General features: G+C 51.0%; 17 protein-coding genes and 1 pseudogene. 11 read left to right on the top strand and 7 right to left on the bottom strand.

Features of this window, described 5'->3' with window-relative positions:
• Positions 1–6: 6 nt before the first annotated feature.
• Positions 7–324 (bottom strand): PadR family transcriptional regulator, encoded by a 318-nt coding sequence (locus EPA93_RS09680; RefSeq protein ID WP_129886883.1) that lies wholly within the window; start codon positions 322–324, stop codon positions 7–9.
• Between the two features lie 402 nt (positions 325–726).
• Between EPA93_RS09680 and EPA93_RS09675 the strand changes: the two genes are divergently transcribed.
• The 5 genes from EPA93_RS09675 to EPA93_RS09655 all read left to right on the top strand — a co-directional run bounded on the left by EPA93_RS09675 (position 727) and on the right by EPA93_RS09655 (position 9,303).
• Positions 727–1,245 (top strand): NADH-quinone oxidoreductase subunit B, encoded by a 519-nt coding sequence (locus EPA93_RS09675; protein ID WP_129894483.1) that lies wholly within the window; start codon positions 727–729, stop codon positions 1,243–1,245.
• Between the two features lie 931 nt (positions 1,246–2,176).
• Positions 2,177–2,767, top strand: a complete 591-nt coding sequence (locus EPA93_RS09670; protein WP_129886881.1) for a TetR/AcrR family transcriptional regulator — start codon at positions 2,177–2,179, stop codon at positions 2,765–2,767.
• A 479-nt stretch (positions 2,768–3,246) separates the two neighbouring features.
• Entirely contained in the window at positions 3,247–4,053 is an 807-nt protein-coding gene (locus EPA93_RS09665) for a class I SAM-dependent methyltransferase (protein ID WP_129886879.1), read from the top strand.
• An 894-nt stretch (positions 4,054–4,947) separates the two neighbouring features.
• The gene (locus EPA93_RS09660) at positions 4,948–7,749 is read left to right on the top strand and encodes a tetratricopeptide repeat protein (RefSeq protein WP_129886877.1); all 2,802 of its coding nucleotides are present in this window, start codon (positions 4,948–4,950) and stop codon (positions 7,747–7,749) included.
• A 396-nt stretch (positions 7,750–8,145) separates the two neighbouring features.
• A complete protein-coding gene (locus EPA93_RS09655; protein ID WP_129886876.1) occupies positions 8,146–9,303 on the top strand; it encodes a glutamate--cysteine ligase in 1,158 nt (385 codons plus the stop codon).
• A 220-nt stretch (positions 9,304–9,523) separates the two neighbouring features.
• Here the strand turns inward: EPA93_RS09655 and EPA93_RS09650 are convergent, their stop codons facing one another.
• Positions 9,524–10,558: a zinc-binding alcohol dehydrogenase family protein gene (locus tag EPA93_RS09650; protein WP_129886874.1), complete on the bottom strand. Its 1,035-nt coding sequence runs from the start codon at positions 10,556–10,558 to the stop codon at positions 9,524–9,526.
• Between the two features lie 333 nt (positions 10,559–10,891).
• Here EPA93_RS09650 and EPA93_RS09645 point away from each other — a divergent pair, with 333 nt between their 5' ends.
• Positions 10,892–11,851, top strand: coding sequence for an AraC family transcriptional regulator (locus EPA93_RS09645; protein ID WP_129886872.1), 960 nt, complete (start codon positions 10,892–10,894; stop codon positions 11,849–11,851).
• 201 nt (positions 11,852–12,052) lie between these two features.
• Positions 12,053–12,580 (top strand): nitroreductase family protein, encoded by a 528-nt coding sequence (locus EPA93_RS09640; RefSeq protein ID WP_129886870.1) that lies wholly within the window; start codon positions 12,053–12,055, stop codon positions 12,578–12,580.
• Between the two features lie 143 nt (positions 12,581–12,723).
• Here EPA93_RS09640 and EPA93_RS09635 read toward each other — a convergent pair whose 3' ends face one another.
• Both EPA93_RS09635 and EPA93_RS09630 read right to left on the bottom strand, forming a co-directional pair.
• Positions 12,724–13,656, bottom strand: a complete 933-nt coding sequence (locus EPA93_RS09635) for a serine/threonine-protein kinase (RefSeq protein WP_129886868.1) — start codon at positions 13,654–13,656, stop codon at positions 12,724–12,726.
• A gap of 252 nt (positions 13,657–13,908) precedes the next feature.
• The gene (locus EPA93_RS09630) at positions 13,909–15,162 is read right to left on the bottom strand and encodes a glycosyltransferase family 9 protein (protein WP_129886866.1); all 1,254 of its coding nucleotides are present in this window, start codon (positions 15,160–15,162) and stop codon (positions 13,909–13,911) included.
• 485 nt (positions 15,163–15,647) lie between these two features.
• Between EPA93_RS09630 and EPA93_RS09625 the strand changes: the two genes are divergently transcribed.
• Positions 15,648–17,021 (top strand): PQQ-like beta-propeller repeat protein, encoded by a 1,374-nt coding sequence (locus EPA93_RS09625; protein ID WP_165422987.1) that lies wholly within the window; start codon positions 15,648–15,650, stop codon positions 17,019–17,021.
• 183 nt (positions 17,022–17,204) lie between these two features.
• On the opposite strand, the gene EPA93_RS09620 is transcribed toward EPA93_RS09625, so the two are convergent.
• Entirely contained in the window at positions 17,205–18,125 is a 921-nt protein-coding gene (locus tag EPA93_RS09620; RefSeq protein WP_129886862.1) for a LysR family transcriptional regulator, read from the bottom strand.
• Between the two features lie 135 nt (positions 18,126–18,260).
• On the opposite strand from EPA93_RS09620, the gene EPA93_RS09615 reads away from it, so the two are divergent.
• Positions 18,261–19,436 (top strand): cytochrome P450, encoded by a 1,176-nt coding sequence (locus tag EPA93_RS09615; RefSeq protein WP_165422986.1) that lies wholly within the window; start codon positions 18,261–18,263, stop codon positions 19,434–19,436.
• A gap of 15 nt (positions 19,437–19,451) precedes the next feature.
• Positions 19,452–19,628, top strand: a pseudogene (locus tag EPA93_RS50280) (antibiotic biosynthesis monooxygenase); the annotation flags it as partial.
• 222 nt (positions 19,629–19,850) lie between these two features.
• Here the strand turns inward: EPA93_RS50280 and EPA93_RS09605 are convergent.
• Both EPA93_RS09605 and EPA93_RS09600 read right to left on the bottom strand, forming a co-directional pair.
• Positions 19,851–21,563, bottom strand: coding sequence for a M3 family oligoendopeptidase (locus EPA93_RS09605; RefSeq protein WP_129886858.1), 1,713 nt, complete (start codon positions 21,561–21,563; stop codon positions 19,851–19,853).
• 172 nt (positions 21,564–21,735) lie between these two features.
• Positions 21,736–21,969, bottom strand: coding sequence for a hypothetical protein (locus EPA93_RS09600; RefSeq protein ID WP_129886856.1), 234 nt, complete (start codon positions 21,967–21,969; stop codon positions 21,736–21,738).
• Positions 21,970–22,306: 337 nt separating this feature from the next.
• On the opposite strand from EPA93_RS09600, the gene EPA93_RS09595 reads away from it, so the two are divergent.
• On the top strand, positions 22,307–22,957 hold the full coding sequence (locus EPA93_RS09595) for a nitroreductase family protein (RefSeq protein WP_129886854.1): 651 nt from the start codon (positions 22,307–22,309) through the stop codon (positions 22,955–22,957).
• Positions 22,958–23,010: the final 53 nt, after the last annotated feature.

Below are 23,010 nucleotides of genomic sequence, written 5' to 3'. Positions count from 1 at the left end.
GATTCTTTATAGGGCGGGCAAGCGCTGCAAACCCACTTTAATGACACGTTGCCAGGTCGCCAATTGTTCGCGTAAGGCTGCGGCTCCAGAAGCTGTCAGGCGATAGGGGCGCCGCCGCTCCTCAACGCCAAGGGCTTCTATTAAGCCACGCTGCTCCAATCGCGCAATTGCTCCATAGAGAGTACCCGGCTCTAAACGTGTCCCGCTAAACAGGAAGATATCTTCCATCATCGCATAACCATGTTTGGCACCGCTTGCCAGGCTGGAGAGAATCAACAAAGAAGGATCGGAAAAGCGCCCTAGATCCAACTGGTTCTTGCGCATAAGCGAGCTCCTCTTCAAACTATTCAGTGAAACTTTATAAAGTTTCACTTAGTAATTTATATTTAATAATAGCATGGAAGAGATGAAAGATCAAGGTGTTTGACATTCCCGCGCGCAAATTCTATACTGACCATAGTCATTTATGATCACAGTCATTTTTAGAACAGCGAGACTTGCCAATAGATGGGCGAGTTAAAGGGAACGAGCACAAACGACAAGCGTATGTAAAGACGAGCGTTAGTGCATTCGACATGGTAAATTCCGAGATCAGGAAAAGTAGTTTTGTCAGGCAGAGGGGAAGCCGCGCTGTTCTGCTTTTTCGGGAGGAGAAAGATGGTTTCAAAAGAAGGCTCTGCAGATACGCTTCATGCTCGGGGCAAGCATAAAGTCATTCCGTTGAGTATGGCAAGAGGGCCACACGAATATATGCCAGGCCAGCAGGAGAGCCCCGTAGTACTTACCTCGTTGGCCGACATGCTTACCTGGGCGCGCAACTGGCCAAGGGCTCACTCTGTATGGCCGCTGATGTCAGCGCTGGCCTGCTGCGGCATGGAGATGGTAGCCGCGGCGCAGGGACATTACGATTTGGCGCGCTTCGGCTCCGAAGTCTTCAGGGCCAGCCCCCGACAGGCAGATCTGATGATCGTGGCGGGCACGCTAACTGTGAAGATGGCTCCGCGTTTGCGCCTGCTCTGGGAACAAATGCCAGATCCCAAATGGGTTATCAGCATGGGCCAGTGCGCTAACTCGGGAGGCGAGTTTTATGATAGCTACTATACGATCCAGGGCGTAGACACAATCTTGCCGGTCGATGTCTATGTACCCGGCTGCCCACCTCGTCCAGAGGCCCTGATTGAAGGTCTACTCAAGCTACGTGAGAAGATAGCCAAGCAAGGCCTCAAAGTACGAGGAGAAGAATAAGCGATCTCACTTTTTCACAAAGATGAAGCTGCTGCTAACGCAAGTGCGGATCATCCATTCTACGGCGATAGTCTCGTTTAATGTACGTGGTCGTTTGGATAATCTTAACGACCACGTTGATCTCCATATCCTTTGAACCTTGCTTTAAGCGTCTTAGGCAACGCTTTGCGCTGCAGAAATTCTCGGCCTCAGGAAAAAGATACCAATCCCCAGAATTAGGGTGAACGGGATGTCAGTGAGGAACTTGCTGATGTATGATACATCCATCAGAGCCATCGGCACCATGAGCAAGCCGTGAATCAGATTGGCCCACATGGTAGAATCAAGAAAGGATCGATACTTTAAAGGGTTGTTGGCAGCTGGGAAGAAGAAGATCCCCCACACCAGATAGATCACAAACAACATAGGCCCCACATGACCAGTAACCTCATCCCAGATAAGCCAGTGGAGCACTCCCCCGAGTTCATAAGGGGGTCTGGATGATAAAACCTGTTGTGAGGCCGCCAAAGATGAGAAGCGTCAAAACACCATACACCCGCAAGAATACTTTGAGCCATTGCATCTTCTTTTCTTCGTTCATGGTAAATATCTCCTCTTCTGTTTCTTCATGAAGACTTCCGAAATGAGGTTGGTTGCTTGCCAAATGAGCAAGGGCAATGATGGCTCCTCCTGCCTGGAAAAGCGCTCCGTCACCTGACAATGCAGTACTCTCATTTTGTCTCATATAGAGAGACAGAACTGTTCTGTCTCTACAGAGAGAATACAATACAGTTCTGTCTCGTGTCAAGAGGGCAACATACTCTGGTTGATGGGCAAAAGGGTGGGAAAACTATCCTCCCACTCTTGCGAAAAGGAAGGACTCGTGCTACACTGGGGTACAGAACAGTTCTGTTCAGAAGCACAGCATCCATGCAAGAAAGATAGGAAACCTATGAACCCAGTACCCTCGTTAGCACGTCAGCACCTATTGGAGGTTGCATGTGATTTGTTTTATCGAGAAGGGATTCGTGCCATCGGCGTTGATACGATTGTGGAGCAAGCTGGCGTGGGAAAGGCGACGCTCTATCGGCATTTTCCCACCAAAGATGACTTAATTGCCGCGTATCTTGAGGAGGAAGATCGACGCTATTGGCACTGGATTGAAGAGGTGTTCGCTGCGCATGAAGGGAAGCCAGTGAAGCAGTTGTTGGCGTGGTTTGAAGCCTGTACCCAGCGCTTGACGGAGCCAGGGTTTCGTGGCTGCCCTTTCTTGAATGCGATGGCGGAAGTGCCTGAGGCTGAACATCCTGCCTATCGGTGTGCAGTCGAACACGAGCGTGAGCTACAAAGGCGCTTATTTCATCTAAGTGAGCAGGCTGGTGCACACGATCCTGAGCAACTGGCGAAGCAACTCCTCCTAATTATCAATGGAGCACTGGCTTCTGCCTCACTCTTCGGCGAGGCTACTCCTGCAGTTCAACTTACCACAATCGCTGCTCACCTGATTGATCTGCAACTTGCACGTGCTCAGGCAAAGCCTTGAGACGAGCGTAAGACCTTCACAGAAGACGCTTCTCGTCGGCTCACATGATCAAGATGCACATGGCGCAGGTCGCTGCGCAGAGATAGTCGTAGATCTTGAAGGTAAAGAGGAAGGGAAGTGTTGCTTTTCTCGCGCCCCTAATAGTAATATTACTCTTATTCTAAATGAAAGGCAGCAGCTTTTTAGTATGTCATATCCTCCTACTGTCTTGCTTAGCTAACTCCGTGTGCAAGTTTTTCCACCACCTACGGCGCTGAGGAGGGGAGAGAGGCTGGAGCACGCCGCGATCTAGCGGATTCGCCTGTCCCCCGGACAGGTCTGCCCCGTTTCTCAAAAGTTGCACATCGCCTTAGCTAAAGGGGAATCTACTCCTAGATCAGGTTCTTCTTCTCTACCAAAGAAGCTGCTATTGCACCTTTGGAGAGATCCCTTACCATGCAATTTTCTCACAGATAAGCAAGCAATGGAGATACTGACAGATGTTTGATTTTGACATTGAGCCGGCCAGGCGCTACGGCGCCTTTGCCAGCTATGAAAGTGCTGCGTCCCCTGCATCAATCGAATATTTCGGCGAAAATCCCGCCACCGAAATGGATCGATTGCTCATCAGTTATACCACCCCAGCCAGCTATGTTCTTGATATCGGCTGTGGGGCCGGCCACGCTCTCTGCTGGCTTGCTCCTCGGGTCAGTCATATCTGGGGCATTGATGCCAACGAAGAATTACTCAAGACGGCGCGCCTGCGAGCTGAGCGCCTCGCGCCAGCCAATACCACGCTAATCTACGGAGGCTGTGAAAATCCAGACGTGCTGCAGCACATACCAGAGGCTAGCATCAATGTAGCTTTCAGCCGCCGTGGTCCCCGCTTAAATGCCAGCCTGCTACGCTCCCTACGTAAAGAGGCCATTTTCATTCAGGAGATCGTAAGCAACCTCGATGGCTATCCGCTGGGAGAAATCTTTGGGCGCCGGAATTATAGCCTTCCCTCAGCTAGCGAGCAGGAAGTACTTTTAAAGGCCTATACCGATCTCGGCTTCTTTCCTATCAGTTGTAAAGAGTACTTCTATGAGGAATTCTTCAGGGATGCTGACCATCTGGCAGCCTTTCTTAGCCAGATAGGGGTAATGCTCTGTCCATGGTTATTGCCACACGCGCTTCCAGATAAGCCATATGATCCAGCCAACGATCAAGAAGCCCTGGCGCTCTATATACGCTACAACACCACACCCAGGGGAGTACGCCTGCTGCGTCAGCGCAAGATCCTCGTCCTGCGTCGCGTGCGCTAGCGCCGTAGAGCCGGGCATACAAAAAATGGAGTGGGTCAGATCGTCCATAATCTGATCCACTCCAGCAAAAGGTTTATTCTTAGCACTTTTCCTATCAGCTGATAGAGCGATTGCTTTTCCTTCCAGATCAATTTAACACAAGAAGTATAAACAAATTGCTTTTTTAATATAGTTACATGCCCCTTACATTCTAATGAGTTTTGCAAATCCAGGTATTTCTGAATACGCTTAAATCTATTTTAAGTATATTGCTTATCATTAACGCTAATACATTTTAATTACCTAAACTTTAAATATATCTATAGAAGCTCCTCCTAGCGGCTAAAAGAGAGGCCTATCTGCAGATAGTGCCTCACCAGCTTCTATGCGGATGCCAGGCTGCTACAAAAGTGCAAGAAGCTCTACTTCTCTACGTTTTGAAATAGAGTACCACAGGCGGCCCGGCCCTCTACAGGCTTGACGGCGCCATAGCGTCAAAGCCCGGAAGGTAAAATAGTATACAATACATAGTATGCAGGCGGAGCAACTCGGCTCGCGCTTTAAGATAATCTAAGAGATCAAAGCCAGGCCAATAATATACAGAATACCTAGTTATGTTAAATACTGGGCACCTGCTTCATTAAATAAATAGAGAGCGCGAAGATGAAATCTAGCTCGGCTGACACTCATGCTAAGTGTTTACGCCGGCTGGATCAGCTAAATTTCATATCCGCGCCTGTCTATAGGATACTCGACAATAGGGATAAAAAGGAATATCATTTGATATATCAAAAATTGAGATATATCTATTGGTAAAATGTATACTTGTCTGTAAGCGATTCGAACTGGAGAATAGTTTTTGGCAGCAAGCGGGCAAAACTGACGCATGCTCATGATAAAGATAGAGAGATATAAATGATAGCCCTCAAAAAAACACAGCAGAACCATCCAAATGTGCTCTTGAGGAGGGCCCGCCAGACGCGTGGATGGACCCAGCAAGAAGTTGCTGATCAGATAGGAGCACCTCAAGCTTTTATGGTCAATCGCTGGGAAAATGGTACTGCTAGACCCAGCCCTAGATATCGCGAGAAGCTCTGCCAGCTCTTCGGCAAAAGCAGTGAAGAGTTGGGGCTTGGCAAGCGGGTAGTGCAATCTGCATCAACGAATGTGCAAGAGCCCATCTATGATACTGCCATTCCGTTTCGCCTATTCAGCACATCGACCTTCATTGGCCGCGATCAGCTCGTCGAGCAGCTAAAGCAGCAGCTTTGTGACGAGAGCAAAGCTACAATGATCGCCTTACAGGGTTTGCCCGGCGTGGGCAAAACTTCGCTGGCAGGCGCGATAGCTACTCATGCGGATGTGCAGAGGCATTTTCAAGATGGTGTGCTCTGGGCGGCACTGGGTCCCCAACCTGACCTGTTATCCCTCCTCAACCATTGGGGAAAATTGCTGGGTTTGGATGATACCGTACGTACATCCCTGAGGGATTACGATAACTGGGTGCAAGCGCTACGCGATATGATAGGCACGCGTCGAATGCTTCTGATCATAGATGATGCCTGGAATATTGCGGATGCCCTGGCTTGTACAGTTGGAGGGCCCGGCTGTGCCTATTTGCTCACAACACGCATTCCCGACGTGGCTGTACGTTTTGCCGGTACCAACGTTGTGCAGATCCCCGAATTAAACATCGATGAGGGAGTACAACTGCTTGATCGCATTGTTCCTTCCCTGCGCGAGATGGCTCCGGAAATTATTCCCACCCTGGTTAAGGCTGTAGGCGGGCTTCCCCTGGCCCTCTCCTTGATGGGAAACTATCTACAAACGCAGTCGCGGGGCTATCAGCATCGGCGCATTAAGGCGGCCTTAGACCGGCTACAGCAGGCTGAGGAGCGCTTGCGCCTGGAACAACCCCAGGCCGGGCTTACCAGGGACGCCCGCCTGCCCATCGGCACCTCCTTAACCCTACGGGCGATGATCGATATGAGCGTAGCGATTCTGGATCAGCCGGCGCGCAAAGCCCTGGCGGCCCTCTCTCTCTTCCCTTCCAAGCCGGGCTCCTTCTCTGAAGAAGTGGCCCTCATCGTCGCCGATACAAATGTAGCCACCCTTGATCGTCTTGTCGATGCCGGCCTGGTAGAGGTAGTTGATTTAGATCGTTATCAACTGCACCAGACCATCACCGACTATGCGCGCAGCTTGCCCCTGGATTCGCAGACCGAAGAGCGGCTTGTCGAGTATATTGCTGGCTATGTCGAGCGCTATGCGACCGAGAAGGACGCCCTGGAACAGGAATATAGCCTGATCCTTATCGCTTTAGAACTAGCCCAGAAGTACGACACATACCAAAGCGCCTATATACGTTATATTTGCGCCTTAGCCGCCTTCTGGAATGAGCGAGGCTTAAATCTCTTCGCCGAGAAACACCTGCAGCAAGCCAGCATAATTGCGCGCAGCAGAAAAGACCCAGCGCGCCTGATAAACATTTTATGTGCGCTTGGCGAGAATCTCTATTTGCAAGGGAAATATGAGCCGGCCCAGACTCCGTTACAGGAAGGCCTTGAGCTGGCACGCCAGCAAAATGATCTGCATCGTACTGCCGAGCTTCTTTCACGTCTGGGCCTGGTGGTTGGCGAACTGGGAGACTATGAGCAGGCCAAGCAATATTTTGAAAAGGCTTTGCCAGTTGCCTATCGCGCCTCTTATCATAAAGTCTGGTGCACTATCTGCTCTAATCTGGCCGGGGTGCTGGCCCTGCAGGGTGACCTCAGCCAGGCCGAAGTTTTGCTGAGGCGAGGATTGAGGCAGGCCTATCGCTGGAAAGCTCATCGCCAGAGCACAACTATGCTAGCAAATCTGGGCTGGATGCAGTGGAAACGCGGCAACATTAAGCAGGCAGAGGTCATCATGAAGAAAGCGCTCAAGCAAATTCGGGGGGCAAAATACCAGTATATGGAAGTGCAAGTGCTGGTGAATCTAGGATGGGTGACGATGGAGCAAGCAGATTATACTCAGGCAAAACAATATCTGCAAGAAGCCGAGGTATTAGCCCGCCGGACTGGTCAACGCGTAGCGCTGGGTGAGAGCTTTGCTGTCCAGGGCTTTATTGCGCTTAAACAGGGAGACCACGCTCGGGCAGAAACGCATCTCAAAGAAGGTTTAGCTTTGATGCGCCGCATCAGCCATAGGGGACATATCTGCCTGCTCCTCATGTTTATGAGTATTGCCAGGGCGTGGGACAGAGATTTTGCGCAGGCCGGCGAGTTCTTGCATGAAGGGTTAGAGCTGGCTACGCAGATGGGAATTCGCGAATATCATAGCGGCCTGCTTATCATTCAAGGGGTGTGCCTCCTACAGCAAGGGAAGGTTGAACAAGCAGAAAGCTGTTTGCGCCAGGGACAAGAGCTGGCATTCGAGGTTGGTGCGCCTTTCTACATCGGCCTGGCTCATATTGTATGGGGAGAATGGTACCTTCGTCAGCAGCTCTTTGCGGAAGCTGAGGCAGCATTTCAAAAGAATCTTGAGCTCATTCCCCCCGCCTTTCGCGAATTGATAGCCTGGACACAGTGGGGATTGGCACGCACAGCACTGGCCCAGGGACAGATCGATACGGCCTTGCAACTGGGACAAACTTCCTTAAACACCTTTGAGCAGATAGATCATGTGATGAAAAAAATTGTCAAGCGCTGGTACATGCACCTGCATTCTAAATAAGCTTGAAGAGGCTGGAACGCAGAATAAAGCTAACTATGTAGTGAACCTATCTTTGCTCCCCCATCGGCAAGCGAGGACTCAGCTTACTGGTAAAGAAGGAATTGCCATTTGCCGAGATTGCTATACTAGAAGTGTAAGGGGGAGCAAACGCTTTTTCTCCTCTACATCTCCGCGGCGCTTCATTGTGTGCTATTTTACACAACGGGCTTACCGCGCAGCGTGTTGCGCTTACGGCAAAGCGCGAAAGACTCCAACACAGAGATGGGTATAGTTAGGCAAGTCTTGACTATACCAAGCTAAGACAACAAGCTCCGCAGACTGCCTTGTTTGCCTAGATGGAACCATCAGGACAAGGGGCAAAGCCTGAGGAGCTAAATACATGCCATAAGGAGAGACATGTTTAAATTTGGTATTGAGCATGAGGTGGCCTTGTTGAATAAAGCTGGCCAGTTTGTTGATTTCGCATCCACACCATTCGCCGATCTAGATTCTCTTATTAGCCAGCTCCCCTTGTACGAGGAAGATTATCCACAGTTGCGCATTGGCGATGCAGGCATTAAGAAAAAGCGCTGGTACATCGAAGGGTTCGAGCGTTACGACTCGACCGGGGCCGTGACTGCCTGCTTGCCAAAGGGTATTGAGATTCGCACCACGCTCCATGCGAGCATTCAGAGGGCAGTCGAAGAGCTGACTACAAGCTTTCGTTTACTAAGCCGGGTAGCCCTGAGCGCCGGTTTTGTTCCTGTGCTCGTCAGTTTTAATCCATATTATACCGAGTTCGTTCCCGATCCGCCTCTAAGCGAGTTTGAACGGCAGCGGAAACGACAATCACCGGAAAAGCGTACAGCGACGATCCCAATGCTTACTTATGGTCCCGACCTCAACTTTTCGTTGCAGGGGCTGAGCACCGAGGAGATTATCGATATCGGGCGCAAGTTGACCTATTATAGTCCCTATATCATTCCTTTCAGCTATAGCTCACCCTTTTACGGGGGAAAACTCTGGCAAGGTTTATCTGTACGAACTTTCGTACGTACAGGCCCGCGACCGGCTGTTATGGTATTTCTGGGCCAGCCAGAAGAGCTGATTGATAGTGATCCCTCCTTGACCAAAATAGCTCGCCTGCCGGCTGAGGTAGGAAGGATCGAATTTAAGGCCTGTGACAGTTGCGCCGATTTTACTATCTATGCTGCCCTGCTGGCTTTACTTAAAGGTCTGGCTGGCGACAAAACATTGCAGGGAAGGGCAACGACGCCCGATGCATCTTTACACCAGCACTCGTCTCTTCTGGGCTTTGCCAGCAAGGACATTGCTGACGGCACACACGAAGTGCTACAGGCCGCAGCAAGCGCTCTTGGCGATGATCCTGATAAGCATTGGCTGGAGCCTCTCTACAGGATGCTTGAGTCTCAGCAAACGCCAGCTGATGAGCTGATCAAGAAATTCCAGCAAAGCGGATCAATTGAAGAGAGCTTGCGCGCAACATATGCAGCGGATATGGCAGAGCCGGCTCTGGTAACGCCTGCGCAAATACCTCACAGCAAAAAGCCATAGGATTGCGAACCAATCCTGCCTGATTCAGGACGGTAATCAAATCCTGGCCCAGCGTACACGGCAAGCACACTGTGTACGCTGTCAACTCTGGCGGCCGGATTGCGCTTTTACGCCCACCATTCTCGATCTTACCCGCCTCGTGGCAGTAGCTTGAGATCAGAAAAGGTTCTTTGCCTGTGCGTCGAGCACAAAGAGAAAAGCTGGAATATGCCAAAGGATGCTAGAAATTTGCCAGGACTATCTTACCAATTGTTTTGCCACTTTCAACTTTCGCATGGGCTTTGCGCATATTCGCCGCATTGATCGGCTCCAGTAACTCGGTCAGTGTCGTCTTCACCTTGCCGGCCTCCACGAGCTGCCTCAAATCTTCAAGCAGGTTGTGCTGCTCGATCATGTCAGGGGTCTGAAACATCGGTCGGGTGTACATCAGTTCCCAGACGAGCGTTACGCTTTTATAAAAGAGCGTATCGAGCTTGGTGGAAGGGCCGAGTGGGAGAATGGAACAGATTTTGCCCTGCGGTACAATGGCCTCAACGATACTGTCCCAATGCCGCTCAGGATCGTTAAGGCAGAAGATGTAATCGACAGTGGGAAAGCCGAGGGCCTTTAATTGAGGGACAAAGGCCTGTGTATGGTTAATCGTATGGGCTGCGCCGTGCTCTTTAGCCCACTTGACAGTTTCCTGCCGCGATGCCGTTCCGATGACGGTCAAGCCAACAAAGTCGGCGAGCTGGGTTGCGACAGAGCCAACCCCACCAGCCGCACCAATGATAAGGATGGTCTTGCCCTGGTTCACAGCAGGATCGCGCGCGATGCCCAGACGCTCAAACAGTCCCTCCATAGCAGTCAACGAGGTAAGAGGAAGCGCGGCAGCCCGCGCGAAATCCAGGCTCTGTGGTTTGTGCCCAACAATGCGCTCGTCCACAAGATGAAATTCACTATTGCCGCCGGGACGAACATTGCTGCCAGCATAATAGACCTCATCCCCTGGCCGGAAGAGCGAGCATTCCGCGCCAACCTCAGCGACAATCCCGGCCACATCCCGGCCAAGGATTTGCGGCGTCTCCTCTGCCTGTTTGAGGCCGACGCGGGATTTGACATCGGTAGGATTAACTGAGACAGCTTTGACCTGCACTAACAGATCGCGCCCTGTCGGTGTGGGTTTCTCTATCTCAAGATCGATCAAGCTCTCTTCATTTTCGATAGGAAGAGAACGATAAAAGCCAATAGCTTTCATTGCTTGCCTTTCTTTCATGCAAAATTTGCTTTACATATCTCTCTCTATCCTTTGTACCACAAGGTATCAACTTATGTGAAGTACGCACAATCCTGTGCCATAGTATCATAAAAGATACTAATAGGATCTTTAGGGCAACATCTTGAAGGAGGCGCAAATGGAGCTTGCAGACCCGAAGCGTGGGCAGATAGCTATCGACAGCAAAGACGTAAGTTTCAGTACAACATCGGTCAGGAAGCCTGGCCAGGGCTAGCAATGTTATAACTCTATAATGAGTAACTTGAACTGCTGGTTTTTTGCCAAAGTAACCAACACAACTACAACTATTTGCCACAGAGAAAGGTCTCCAGCATGATACAACACACTAATGAGATCCCGGTTGTACCTCTCAACACCTGCTCTTACATTCTCTGGCGCGATGCTCACAGCCTGATTGGCTATGAACCTTTACGGGTCAAGGATAGCCGGACAGGGCCACATTTTGATGATATGTATACCCTGGAGCTCGTCTGCCAGGGCATGCAGGAAATTCATCTCGATGGCAATTGGCATCCAGTTCCACCATTACATGTCATCTGGACAAGCCCCTATATTCAGCACGCTCATCATATTGCTAGCGAGCTTGAAACGATTTTCGTAATATTTCGCAAGGAAATGGTAGAACGAGTCTGGCAAGAACTCTATAAAAATTGTGCATTCAAGGCACCGCATGCTAGCATTCTCCCCTGCCCTCCTCAACTACAGAATGCGCTCTACCAGCTTTTGCAAGAGGTTCGGCGCTGTGGGCAAACCTCTAACTATATTATATCTCTTCACCTGCAGCTAGTATTAGCTACGTTTTTACGGAGCACAGCCAGGCCAGGATTTCCCGCGCCAACAGTGCCAATGCAGCCATCCGCCTTGAGGCATGCAAGCGATGGGATATTACAAGCAATGAGGCTATTAGAAAAGCACCATGCCTGCTCCTCCCTCGCTTTAGAGAATATAGCCAGCACAATTGGACTTAGCTCTTTCTATTTCTCGCGCCGCTTTAAACAAGAAGTTGGCACGACACCCGGCCACTACCTCAGACAACAGCGCTTAAACCATGCTCTGCAGCTCCTTTTTACGACAAGCCTGAGCATAGAAGAAATCTCATATCGCAGCGGCTTTAGTTCAAGCCGACAGTTTACTGAGGCCTGTAAAGTTGTCCTGGGGCAGGCTCCCTCTACCCTACGTAAAGCGCGAGGCCTCTTCTTTCTCTCTCCTGCCCCAGCAGCAGCGGGCATGCCCCCGGTCCTCGATGCTCCTCCTCAATCATTGAGCATTTAGCTCTGGCTCCTTTCATTGGCGGCCTGCCAGGGCAAAAATATACGGTAAATGAGCAATAAAGCGCGCGTCTTTTTACTTTCTAGAGAATACAATGAAAGAGTAAGCGGGTGCACAATGGTATCCGGCCTTGAGGCATCCAGAATGATGGAAGCTGTACATGCGTTACATAGAATATTGAAACCTTGAGAAGGGAATAGAATCATGTCTGAAGCAGAAGGAAAGTCCCGGGTCGCGGAACTGATTCGCACGCTGCGCGCCACGCGCCAGTATAGTCAGCAAACGGCCTCTGAAGAGGATATCCGCGCTGTATTAAACGCGGGACGGCGTGCCCAAAGTTCAAGGAATACCCAACCATGGTATTTTATTGTAGTTAGTGAACGCGAGAGGCTTCAACGGCTGGCAGAAGGTGGAATGTACGCGGGACATATCCCGCACGCCGCCTTTGCTATAGCACTTGTTCCTAATGAGGGTGACCAGGCTCGTAGCTTCGATCTGGGACAGGCTGCCGCCTATATGCAGCTAGCTGCCTGGGATCTGGGCATCGGCTCATGTGTCACCTCGATGCAATACGAAGACAAGACGCGTGAGGCCCTTCAACTTCCTGCCAACCTGACCTGCCAGATCGTTCTCTCGTTTGGTTATCCAACCCAGCAAGAGAAATCCCGTCCCGCCAAAAAGGGTGGACGCAAGCCTTTAGACGAGATTGTGCGCTGGCAACATTGGTCTTAACGCAGCCCTCTCTATAGGTGCTCAATGAAGAGGGGCCAGGATTTCCTCTCCTGACCTCTCTATAAGTAAAATTAGCATAGAGCCAGAAACGCAAGCTCCAAATAAAGACAAAGGGCAAAAAAATAAAATTGATTTGGAGATCGTCAAGCAAGTACTGAGACTAAGACCTTTGTCCAGGTAGCAAGATCAGGGCATGCCGCCAGCGTCAGCGAGTTCCAGGCCTGATCGAAAAGCGCAAGAATATCGGGATGTAAGAAATATAATACATTGCGTACAGCCTGCCAGATAGGCGTATCAGGCACCTGCAACTCCTCAGCACAGAAGAGCGTCTCCGTATATTCGGCGGCGCGCGTACGTACCCGTGGTTCCCACCAGGTCAGCATCTCAGTCAAAAGTATGGCCCCGGCAAAGCGATCGCCCTCCATGCACCACTGCCTTTGTGGGCCCAGATGGCGATGTTGATAGCCAGGTGAGCCCCGGCTCAGCCTCCTGGGCTCAGGCATGCCCGGCACATACATCCCTTCAAAATCCAAAAGCTCTATGCGTTTGCGGTCAGGAGAAAGCAAAATATTCCCACCGGCAATATCAGTATGAGCCCATCCACAGGCTTCAAGACTACTGAGAGCTCGTGCGGTAGCCAGAGCCAGGTAACGGGCCTCCATAAGCGTGTAGCGCTCGCTGGCAGCTTGATCTAATAACAAACATCGCCAACTTGGCGCCTCAACCCAGGGCATTAAGATGGCATATTCCAGCTCGGGAAAAGCTTTTATCAACTCAGGATAATTCTGCGTAGTGATGCAAAGACGACGCACCAGAAAGAAACCAGGAATGTTAGAGAGCGGAACTGTCTTATCAGTAATATAGGCTATATGCTTACCACAATACGCAGGTTTTAACACCTTAAGTGCATACAATTTCTTTGTCTCGATGTTGCGGATCTTATAGATAAATGCCTCTCCCCCCTCCAATACAAAAACTGTCTCCTTCTTTTGAGAGGAGAGAGGCTGAGGCATAAACTCAAATTTCAGCGATCCGATATGTAGAAACATGCCACAAGAAGGTTGAAATCTGGGCACAAGCTATGCTCCTTGTTCATTGCACGTTGTATTAAAATCAATCTATACTTTACCACCTCCGCAAGATCCTTGACACCCCTGATGCCTCTTTCGCTACCATCTAATAGACCAGAAGGGCTATGAAATGCCTGGCAGAGGCAGGAAGTGGAACTTTTCTTGCGTAAGGCCCAGATCCCTTTGTGCAATCCAAGCGAGCATAAACACTACAAAAGAGCTTCACGGTATATGTAATTTAAGATCTGGAACCAGGCTTCAACCAATTTTTCTACACACTTGCTTCTCGGGCAAAAGATGAGTCAAATGCCGACAGGCTACGGCATAAACCTGCTGCTCTGAGATCTGGCGCATACAGGTAAATTCGTCAGGTAGGTTGGACGGCAGGTACATGCGCCCACATGGAATATCTGGACAGGTGGGGCAACGCTGCTCGGCAGCAAGCATGGAGTGCAGCTTTGCATCGGCCCATTGGCTATAGACATGGTAATCGGTCGGGCCAAAGATCTTTACGGTCGCGGTTTGCTGCGTGCTGGCCAGGTGCAAGGCTCCGCTATCGACGCCCAGAACTATCTCAGCCCGCGCAAAAAGCGCAGCCAATTGGCCAAGCGTCACCTGAGAGATAAGCGTGGCGGGAATCTCCATATGGTCGGCAATCTCTTTGAGCAACGGGTATTCTCGGTGCGATCCCGTTAAGATAATGTTGACCGGCACGCCGGCTGCAGATAAGCGCCGATGCAAGCGAGTAGCGCACGCGGCCCAGCCGGTAGTTGTCCAGAGCTTAGCGTTGCCCCCGGTGCCGGCCTGAATGATAACTAAATGAGCATCTTCAGCAATTCCCTGTTCCTTGAGCAACTCAGCTACGCGTTGCTGATCCTCATCTGTGGATTTAAAGTACAAAGGATAGCGCTCGACAGTGTATGGCTCTTCAAGCGGCTTGTAGCCCAGAGCCTGTAATCCAGCGCTGGTTATGCGCAGTAAGGAGACTGTGGCATGCTCATAGTCTAGCAGTTCGACCGCTGTAGTGAGAAACTGCGAACCGTAACGTGTTTCTGCGCCAACCCTGCGCGGTATTCCACTTAAAGCCAGCAGGGCCGAGACCCACCAGTAGTTGACCCGGCTCAGATTGATGGCCAGATCATACTGTTCTCGGCGCAATTGTAAAGCTCGAATCACTAGCAAGAGCCACGAGCGGATAAAATGATTGTTCCCTAGCCGTCGATCAGGAAAGGGGCAGATTAACAATTGATCAAGATCGGGATGATGCTCAATTAATTCACGGTTGACTGAACTGACTATCATGCTGATGTGTGCATATGGTACCTGAGATTTAAGCGCATGAAGCACGGGGGTAGCCAGGATGACGCTCCCAAGGTGACCAGGATGGACAAGGAGAATACGAGGTACCCTACCTTGTTTAGTAAAATACGAGCGACGGCGCAGAGTAAATGTACTGGTCTTACCAATTATACGAATCAGCCAGAATAGTATAGAACGAAGCAATAGTTTCACGGTTTGCCCTCTTTAAAAATCAGGATAGGTTTGCCAGGCCCCTATTTCAGCGGCTAGAATAGCTGAGCATAAATAGGGTTCCGCGCAACCAGAAAAGAGGATTAGCCCTTATGTGTGGCGCAAACGGCCATATCCTCAGTATAGCGCTAATTTCTAGAATATTCCTGATGTATTTTGACATACTATAGTTTCTGGTTATTAAACATCCATGAAATTAGCCTTTCTTCATATAAAATTAGCCTTTTGACACCACCTGAGGTGTCAAGAGAAAGGTACATGTCCCGAAGTATGCCCTTGCTAGTTTCATACAGTCAAAATGTGAAATATATCATAGCATTGCATTCGACAGGCCCTTTAAGATCACAAACAGCATAGTTTTTTAGGATAGTAGCTCAGCGGTTCTTTACTAACATGATAGATGAGAACAAGCTGTGCCAGGATTAGTACGCCATTCTATGATACTTTTAGAAGAAGGATTTGAATGTATGGTTCAACGCCGGACAAGCTGTTCAAGATTTTGTAGTTGTTTCTCTGCCGGTGTGGCACTGCTCTGCATCTTGGGGGTCCTGCTCACCGCTTGCAGCAACCCTCTAACGCAGGAACAAGGCCCATCTCCCACCCCTAAGGTATCTCCAACACCCACGGCGGTAAAGCTGCCACCGGACAGCAGTAATCCCCAGGAAACGGGGGGATGCCCCTATCAGCCAGAGAAGCCAAAGAACCTCTATCTTCTCTCCGTCCCTCAATCCCAACTCAATACGCACCAGGAGTCTCTCACGCTCACGGCACTCAATCCTGCCTCGGGGCAGAAAATCTGGAGCAAGGATCTGGGTAGCCAGGATTTTTTTGACTATGTAGTGAAGGCTTCCGATGGGGTTGTGGCCTATTTTGCGAACTATAAACAAAGTGGAACTAACAATTTCAGCCAGGCAGCGGCCTTTGATGCAGCGACAGGCAAGCAACTATGGAGCTTACCGAAACAAGCCACGTTTAACGCCCTTTCTGTCTGCAATCAGACTGTCTACCTGGCCGGCCAGGAATTTTTGTATGCCTATGAGGCAAGTACTGGCAAGAAGGCCTGGGAAATGAAGTATAGCGAGGTGACCGATAAAGGGCAGGTGAGAGTCTCAAGCAAGGCAGCAATCACTGTCCTACCCGAACACGATGATCCCAATCTTTGTGGCGTCGTCTCCCCTTGTTACTCCGTCTATGCGTTCAGCCCCAAATCTGGCAAGGCCCTCTGGAAACATGTCTATCCTGGGCAAGGCCAAATTATGCAACCCTATACCGTTGATGTAACGGAGCAGGCCGCCTACGTCCTTCTCTCCAATTCGTATGAAAAAAGCTTGCAGGTCGATAAGCTCTCTCTACAAGATGGGCAAATTCTCTGGAGCAGCTCAGTAAAAACACCCACGGGGGAAAAAGTTGATCCATTCGAATTTTTTATCGATAATGGAGCAATTGTCGTCTACAGCGAAAATGAGGCTAATCACACTGAGAGCGCAACAGCTCTCTCGGTAGAAAACGGTTCTCAACTCTGGCAATTTTCCTCTCTGCTCTTTGCTCAGCCTGCTCATGGGAACATCTATGTATTATCCGCTTCCTCTAATAATGATGACCCAACCTGCGTCTTTGATAGCGTCAGAGGCCAGAAGCGCTGGTGTCAGAACGGAGCCTGGTATCTTTTTGCCATCTACGGCTCAACTAATTTACTGGCTGCCAGTGGTAGCGCCGTCTATCTTCAAACCACAGATAATACGGTAATGGGGATGTTGACAAACGACGGCACGAAACTGTGGAACTATCCTTCTACTAAGGATAAAGTGGATTTCACCTTGTTGGATCTCACTCTGGGTTAAAAAAGGGATATAGCAAATTCCCTTTGATCTTGCCGAGCCGACTCTCGGTATGGAGCCGGGCATTGTGCCTGGCTCTAACCGTAGAGCATGACGCCTAATCCTAAGTGCATCATGCTGGTAAGAAGAGCAGTCTGGGCAGCACGGCTGAAATAGAGATGCAGGGGTAGAGCTTTAGGGACTTCCTCAGACTGATTCGGCCTGGTGCGTCAACATGACCAGGAGCAGGCGTACAGCCCGGCTGAGGTAGGCCTGACGGCGATGGATTACCATTACCGGTGCCTCAGTTTGCAGAGCTTCAATAGGAAGCACGCGCAGCGTACCGAGGCGAAGCTCCTCTTCAATGCTGCTGGCCGGCACGAGACCAATCCCAAAATCCGCCTCGATCAAGCGTTTCTGCGCCGTCAGGCTATCGATAATAATGCGCTCGGCCTCCTCTAATCCCCAGCGCAATAGCAGCCGTTCGAGAATGCGCGCAAATGGCTCGCCAGGTGAGCCCGAGCCAAGCGGAAAACTCACCCAGGGCACACCGCTTACGCCCTCGGGCTCCGTTGGCGTATTCTTGACGAGATGAGAATGCGCGGCACAAGCGACGAGTAAAGGCTCGTGCGTAACCGTCTGGGAGTGAATTTCTGGGCGAGGATCTATGAAATAGCGCAGACCAAGATGAGCATCGCCCTGCAAAACCAGCGTACTTACCTCATCGCTACGAGCCGTGTGCAGTAGCAAACGAATTTGGGGATAGGTTGTGCGGAAGGCTTGCAGCTGGGCTGTCAATTGTGTACTGGCCAGAGTTCCTACCAGGACCAGCCTGATAGTTCCCTGTCCCTCCTCTTCAAGCCCGTGGACTGCAGCAAGGCCATCGCCTACAGTGGCAAGAATTTGCTGAGCATAAGGCAGAAAAGTTTTGCCAGCCTCGCTCAGACGAACGCCGCCGGGGATACGTTCGAAGAGAGGCGCACCCAGCTCGCGTTCCAGCAATTCAATGCGACGGCTAATTGCCGGCTGTGATAGATGTAAAACTCCAGCGGCCCGCGTAAAACCGCCAACCCGATTAATCGTCACAAAGGCCTCTATCTCGCTCAATTCCATACGCTCTTCCCTCATTTGTATCTCCCCATCAGTATAACTGATGGCCAGGATAAACACTATCTATTAGACAAATGGACTATGTACCGGTATACTTGGTTCATACGCTGGAGATGGATACATACCTGTAATGAAAGAGAAAAAGGGATTGTTATGATGACTTTTCCGAAAAATCCAATTGAGGCCGTGACGCATCCTGATCCCTATCCCTATTACGCGGATCTGGTAGCACACAAACCCATCTATTATGACGAGGCGCTGGGACTCTGGGTCGCAGCAAGCGCAGCTGCGGTGAGCGAGGTTCTGCAGAGCGAGCTCTGCCGAGTGCGGCCATTGACGGAGCCGGTTCCCCGAGCCCTGTTTGGTTCCTGGGCTGCCACAATATTTCAGCAGCTTGCACGCATGAATGATGGGGAGCGGCATAGTACGCGCAAGCAGGCTGTGGTCGCAACATTGCAGCCACTCAATACGCTCAGCATTAGCGAAGAGAGCCACAAATGGGCTAGCTTTCTCGCTGCCGAGCTCTCCCTAAAGGTTTCTTCTCTGCATCTTATGGACTTTGCTTACCGCTTATCAGTGTATGTCGTTGCCAGCCTTTTGGGCGTTCCCCAGAACAAATTGCCAGAGACTGCCGAATGGGTTGGCGATTTCATCTACTGCATTGCTCCGTCCAGCAGCCACGAGCAGCTTGCGCGCGGCAAGGCAGCTGCCGATAAATTATGGGATCTCTTCGACACTATCCTGAGCACCCAGCAGAGCACCAAAGATTGCAACCTTCTGGCCACCCTGGCTCAGAAGCTCAAGCGCTCCGGCAATCACGGTGGCGATGCAGCCATTGCTAATAGCATAGGCTTCTTTTTCCAGGCTTATGAGGCAACAGCAGGCCTAATTACTAACACGCTCGTTACCCTGAGCACTCAGCAGGATGTCTGGGAGCAGGTACGCAACGAGCCAGGCCTGCTCCCGCTGGTACTCGAAGAGGTTTTGCGCTATGATCCATCCATACAGAATACGCGCCGCTTCCTTGCCGATGATAGTTTTGTGGCGGGGCAGCAGATGAAAGCCGGACAGAGCGTTCTGGTCCTGCTGGCCGCGGCGAATCGCGATCCGAAAGCCAACGCGCAACCCGACCTATTCGACATTCAGCGCAAGGATCGGCGCATCTTCACCTTTGGTGCCGCTGCCCATGCCTGCGCCGGTGAGCTTCTGGCCAAAAGCATAGCTCTGGCCGGCGTTGAGCAGTTGATTGCTAGCGGAATCGATCCTAAAAATTTTAGTGGGCCGTTCAGCTATCGGCCGGCAAATATACGCGTCGCCCTCTTAGGATAAAGATGAAAACAGGCGAGAGCGGAGAAAGCTATTGAAGAATGGCGCCAATTGGAAGAGCATCGCATGGCACAGATCAAGGGTCGTAAGGAGATTTTTCAGGATTATCGCTTGAGAATCGCTGGCGTGGTGCGCGATTATGGGATGCTTGAGCGCGAGCAAGCTCCCACCGATAGCCGCCTGGTTCATGGCTAAGTCCATATAACCTATCCCACCAAAGACATGTCAGCCTGTAGTTGGCAGGAAAAGATCTTGCCTGGCGAAACCCTTGCGGCGCACAAAATAGAGCGGGAAGCAGCTCAAACCTTCTTCCCGCTTCTCTGTTCCATATGCCAGAGCAGGCCCTGAAGGCCTGCATCGTCACAACGTCAGTTTGCCTCCACGCAGAGTTGCCAGCTAAGGCCGCAAATGAGCCAGCTAACTGGCCTCTTGCTCTAAGCTGTTCCTCTGCTCAGTCACGAGATGAATGATATCCTGCAAAGTAGCAGTATCGAAGGCAAATTTTGCCCCTGCTGCCTCGTAAAGCTCGGGCAGGGAGCGCGTACCGCCCAGCGAGAGCGCGTGTTTATACTGCGCAAGCGCGTCTTGCGGATCGCGCAGATAATTGCGCCAGACTTGCAGCGCCCCAATGGTAGCGAAGGCGTACTCGATATAGTAGAACGGAACCTCAAAGAAGTGCAAAATGTGTTGCCAGCCAATGCTACCGGCTGCCTCCAGCCCGCTCCAGTCCACAAATGGCTCGAAGCGCCTGTTCAGTTCCGCCCATTTCTTATCGACCGCCTCCATATCCATAGCCTGCTCAGGATTCTCATAGACCCAATGCTGGAAAGCATCGCCACGACTAATCGTCGCCAGATCCATCAGCGTGGATTCCAGGTGCCGCAGGCGCAAGCTGCGGGCCTCATCCTTAGAACAGAGTCCCGAGGAGGCAAGATGCACACTGCCAACATATTCCATGCTTGTCGAGGCAACTTCAGCAAATTCTATAGGAACCATGCTTTCTCTGCGCTGCTGCATGTAGGGCAGATGGCTCGACTCAAAGCCATGAAAGGCGTGACCGGCCTCGTGGAAAACCAGGTATATGACCTCCATAATGGTTCTCAGGTGCCCAAAGATGAACGGCAAGTGCTTAACCTCCCGCACGAGATTATAGCCACCCGGCGCCTTATTGGCGCGATCATCTAGATCGAAGCACTGCTCTTTAATCAAAGTGTCGAAATAATTGCCAAGGGCAGGATCAATCTGCGCAAACATCTCGGCACACTGGCGCAGCAGGGCATCAATATCATCAATGGTACGTGGGGCCTGGCTGGCGCGTGGGTCAACCTGACAATCCCAGGGGCGCAGGGTCTCCAAGCCGAGCAGCTGGCGCCGCTTTTCAGCCAGCTGGACGTTGACGGGTACTATAACCTGCTCAACAGCCTCGTGAAATTGCTTACAATCGTCTGGCGTATAGTCGAAGCGATAGAGCTGCTGCCAGCGATAAGCACGATAATTATCGTAGCCGGCGTTACTGGCAATTTGCTGACGCAAGCGCAAGTTCTTCATCCAGACTTCATGGAGGGCCGCGCGATCCTCAAACCTACAATCGGCCATTGTTCGCCAGGCCTGTTCGCGGCGCGCGCGATCAGGGTCCAGGAGCAGCGGGTCAAGGGCCGAGAGAGGCACCTCTTTCCCTTCCCACACGACAGTGCGCCCGCCAGTAATGCTCATATATTCTTCGTTGAACTTCTTTTCCTCATTTAAAAGTGGAACATTCTCAGCGCGGAAAAGATCGATATCTACCCGAAGATTGTGCAGAGGAACCGCAAAGTTCTCAGGCTCCAATCCGCTGGCCAACAACTGCTGCTTGAGCTGCTGATCATAGCTCTGCACAGGCGCGAAAACCTCATCAAGGAAACGCTGCCTGCGCTGCGAAATAGCCTCATCAGCTGTATTGCACGTAGTTAAGACTTCCAGCCAGGTATTTGCCTCATCAACCAGCGCGCTCAACTGCGACCACTGACCCAGCCACTCTTTCAGGTTTTCCGCCGAGAGCGCTGTGGCTGTTAGCTCACGATACCACGGCTCAATCTCAGCCCATTGTAGTTGTTCAAACTCCTCACTGCTCTGGGGTAGAGGACTATACATCTTATATCCTTTCTTGCCAACATGAGAGATCACCCTGAAAATGCTTTCATGGCCTGCCCTCTGTTCCCTTGCTCTGCCTGGCCAGCCCTCAAGGAGCCGGAACTCTAATGCTTCTGAGGCCAATACAGCCGTTGCCTTGTCAGGTGAGATTTAGCAGGGAAAGCGATTATCTTCAGGAACCACGTGGCGCGTAATCAGACCTATCGCATCCATTTATATAGCGAAGCGCGCCAAGTAGCGCACCTTCTATGCCCAGGCGTTGCTGAAGTTCCGTCTGGCTGATTTCGCCAGCTTGCATCAGTTCATGCAAAAGTTTAAGAATGCGGGAAGAACTCTTACCAATAGTTGGTGAATGAACCCCCGGCGCCCTGGCAATGGTATCATGGCTGCTCAGGGCTGTCAACAACGCGGCTGCGAGCCATCTACCACATTATATGCCCAGGTCAATAGCAAGCTGCCTCTCAATATCTTCTCATGCAATTTTGCCTCTATTGAGATATATTACATCAAGCCACAAGCAAATCTCAATAGTTCAATTTTCTTGACGTTGCTTTCTTGAAAAGTCTATACTTCCTTCATAAGGGAGCTATAGATCTTATGTCAGAACTGATGTACCTTTTTGTCGGGCCAGATTCCCAATTTTTTTCTTCCCTTGACGCAGCCGACAGGCTGCAGAAAAACTAACACAAGAACGCCCCATGAGGAGAAATACAGCAGATAAATTCAGGAAAGGAAACTTTGCAATGTCTTTATTAGACCTTTCGCTTGATGAGCTACTTTCTACTACGCGCTCGGTACGCAAGCGCCTGGATTTCACGCGGCCTGTAGAGCCGGAGCTCATTAACGAATGTCTGGAACTGGCCGTACAAGCCCCCACCGGCTCCAATCGTCAGCAGTGGCATTTTATTGTGGTAACAGATCAGGAGCAGCGCAAGGCTTTAGGCGCAGTCTACAAAAAGGGCTGGCAGGTTTATCAGCAGCGACTATTGGCCTCCGGCGCCACCGCGACACGGGCCGCCAACGAGGAGACGATGAAGCGCGTACACGACTCGTCCACCTATTTGAGCGATCACATGCACGAAGCACCTGTACTCATTGTGCCTTGTTTTTATGGTCGTCTCAACACCCTGGAGACGTCGGCCCAGGCCTCTACGTGGGGTTCGATCCTCCCAGCGGTGTGGAATTTCATGCTCGCGGCACGAGCCCGGGGGCTTGGCACATGCTGGACAACATTACATTTGCTCTATGAGCAAGAGGCCGCCCAGGTTCTCTCTATTCCTTATGAAGAGGTAACGCAGGCAGCCCTTATTCCCGTCGCTTATACGCTAGGCACCGATTTCCGACCCGGCCCGCGCATGCCGATGGACAAAATCATCCATCACAACCGCTGGTAATATACGCATAAAAGTGAAACTGGCATTCTTCCTGATGTCAGTTTCACTTTCGT

Source organism: Ktedonosporobacter rubrisoli (genome assembly GCF_004208415.1).
Classification (GTDB): Bacteria; Chloroflexota; Ktedonobacteria; order Ktedonobacterales; family Ktedonobacteraceae; genus Ktedonosporobacter; species Ktedonosporobacter rubrisoli.
Note: the sequence above shows the minus strand (reverse complement) of the source record. Positions and strands in the feature narration are given on the sequence as shown.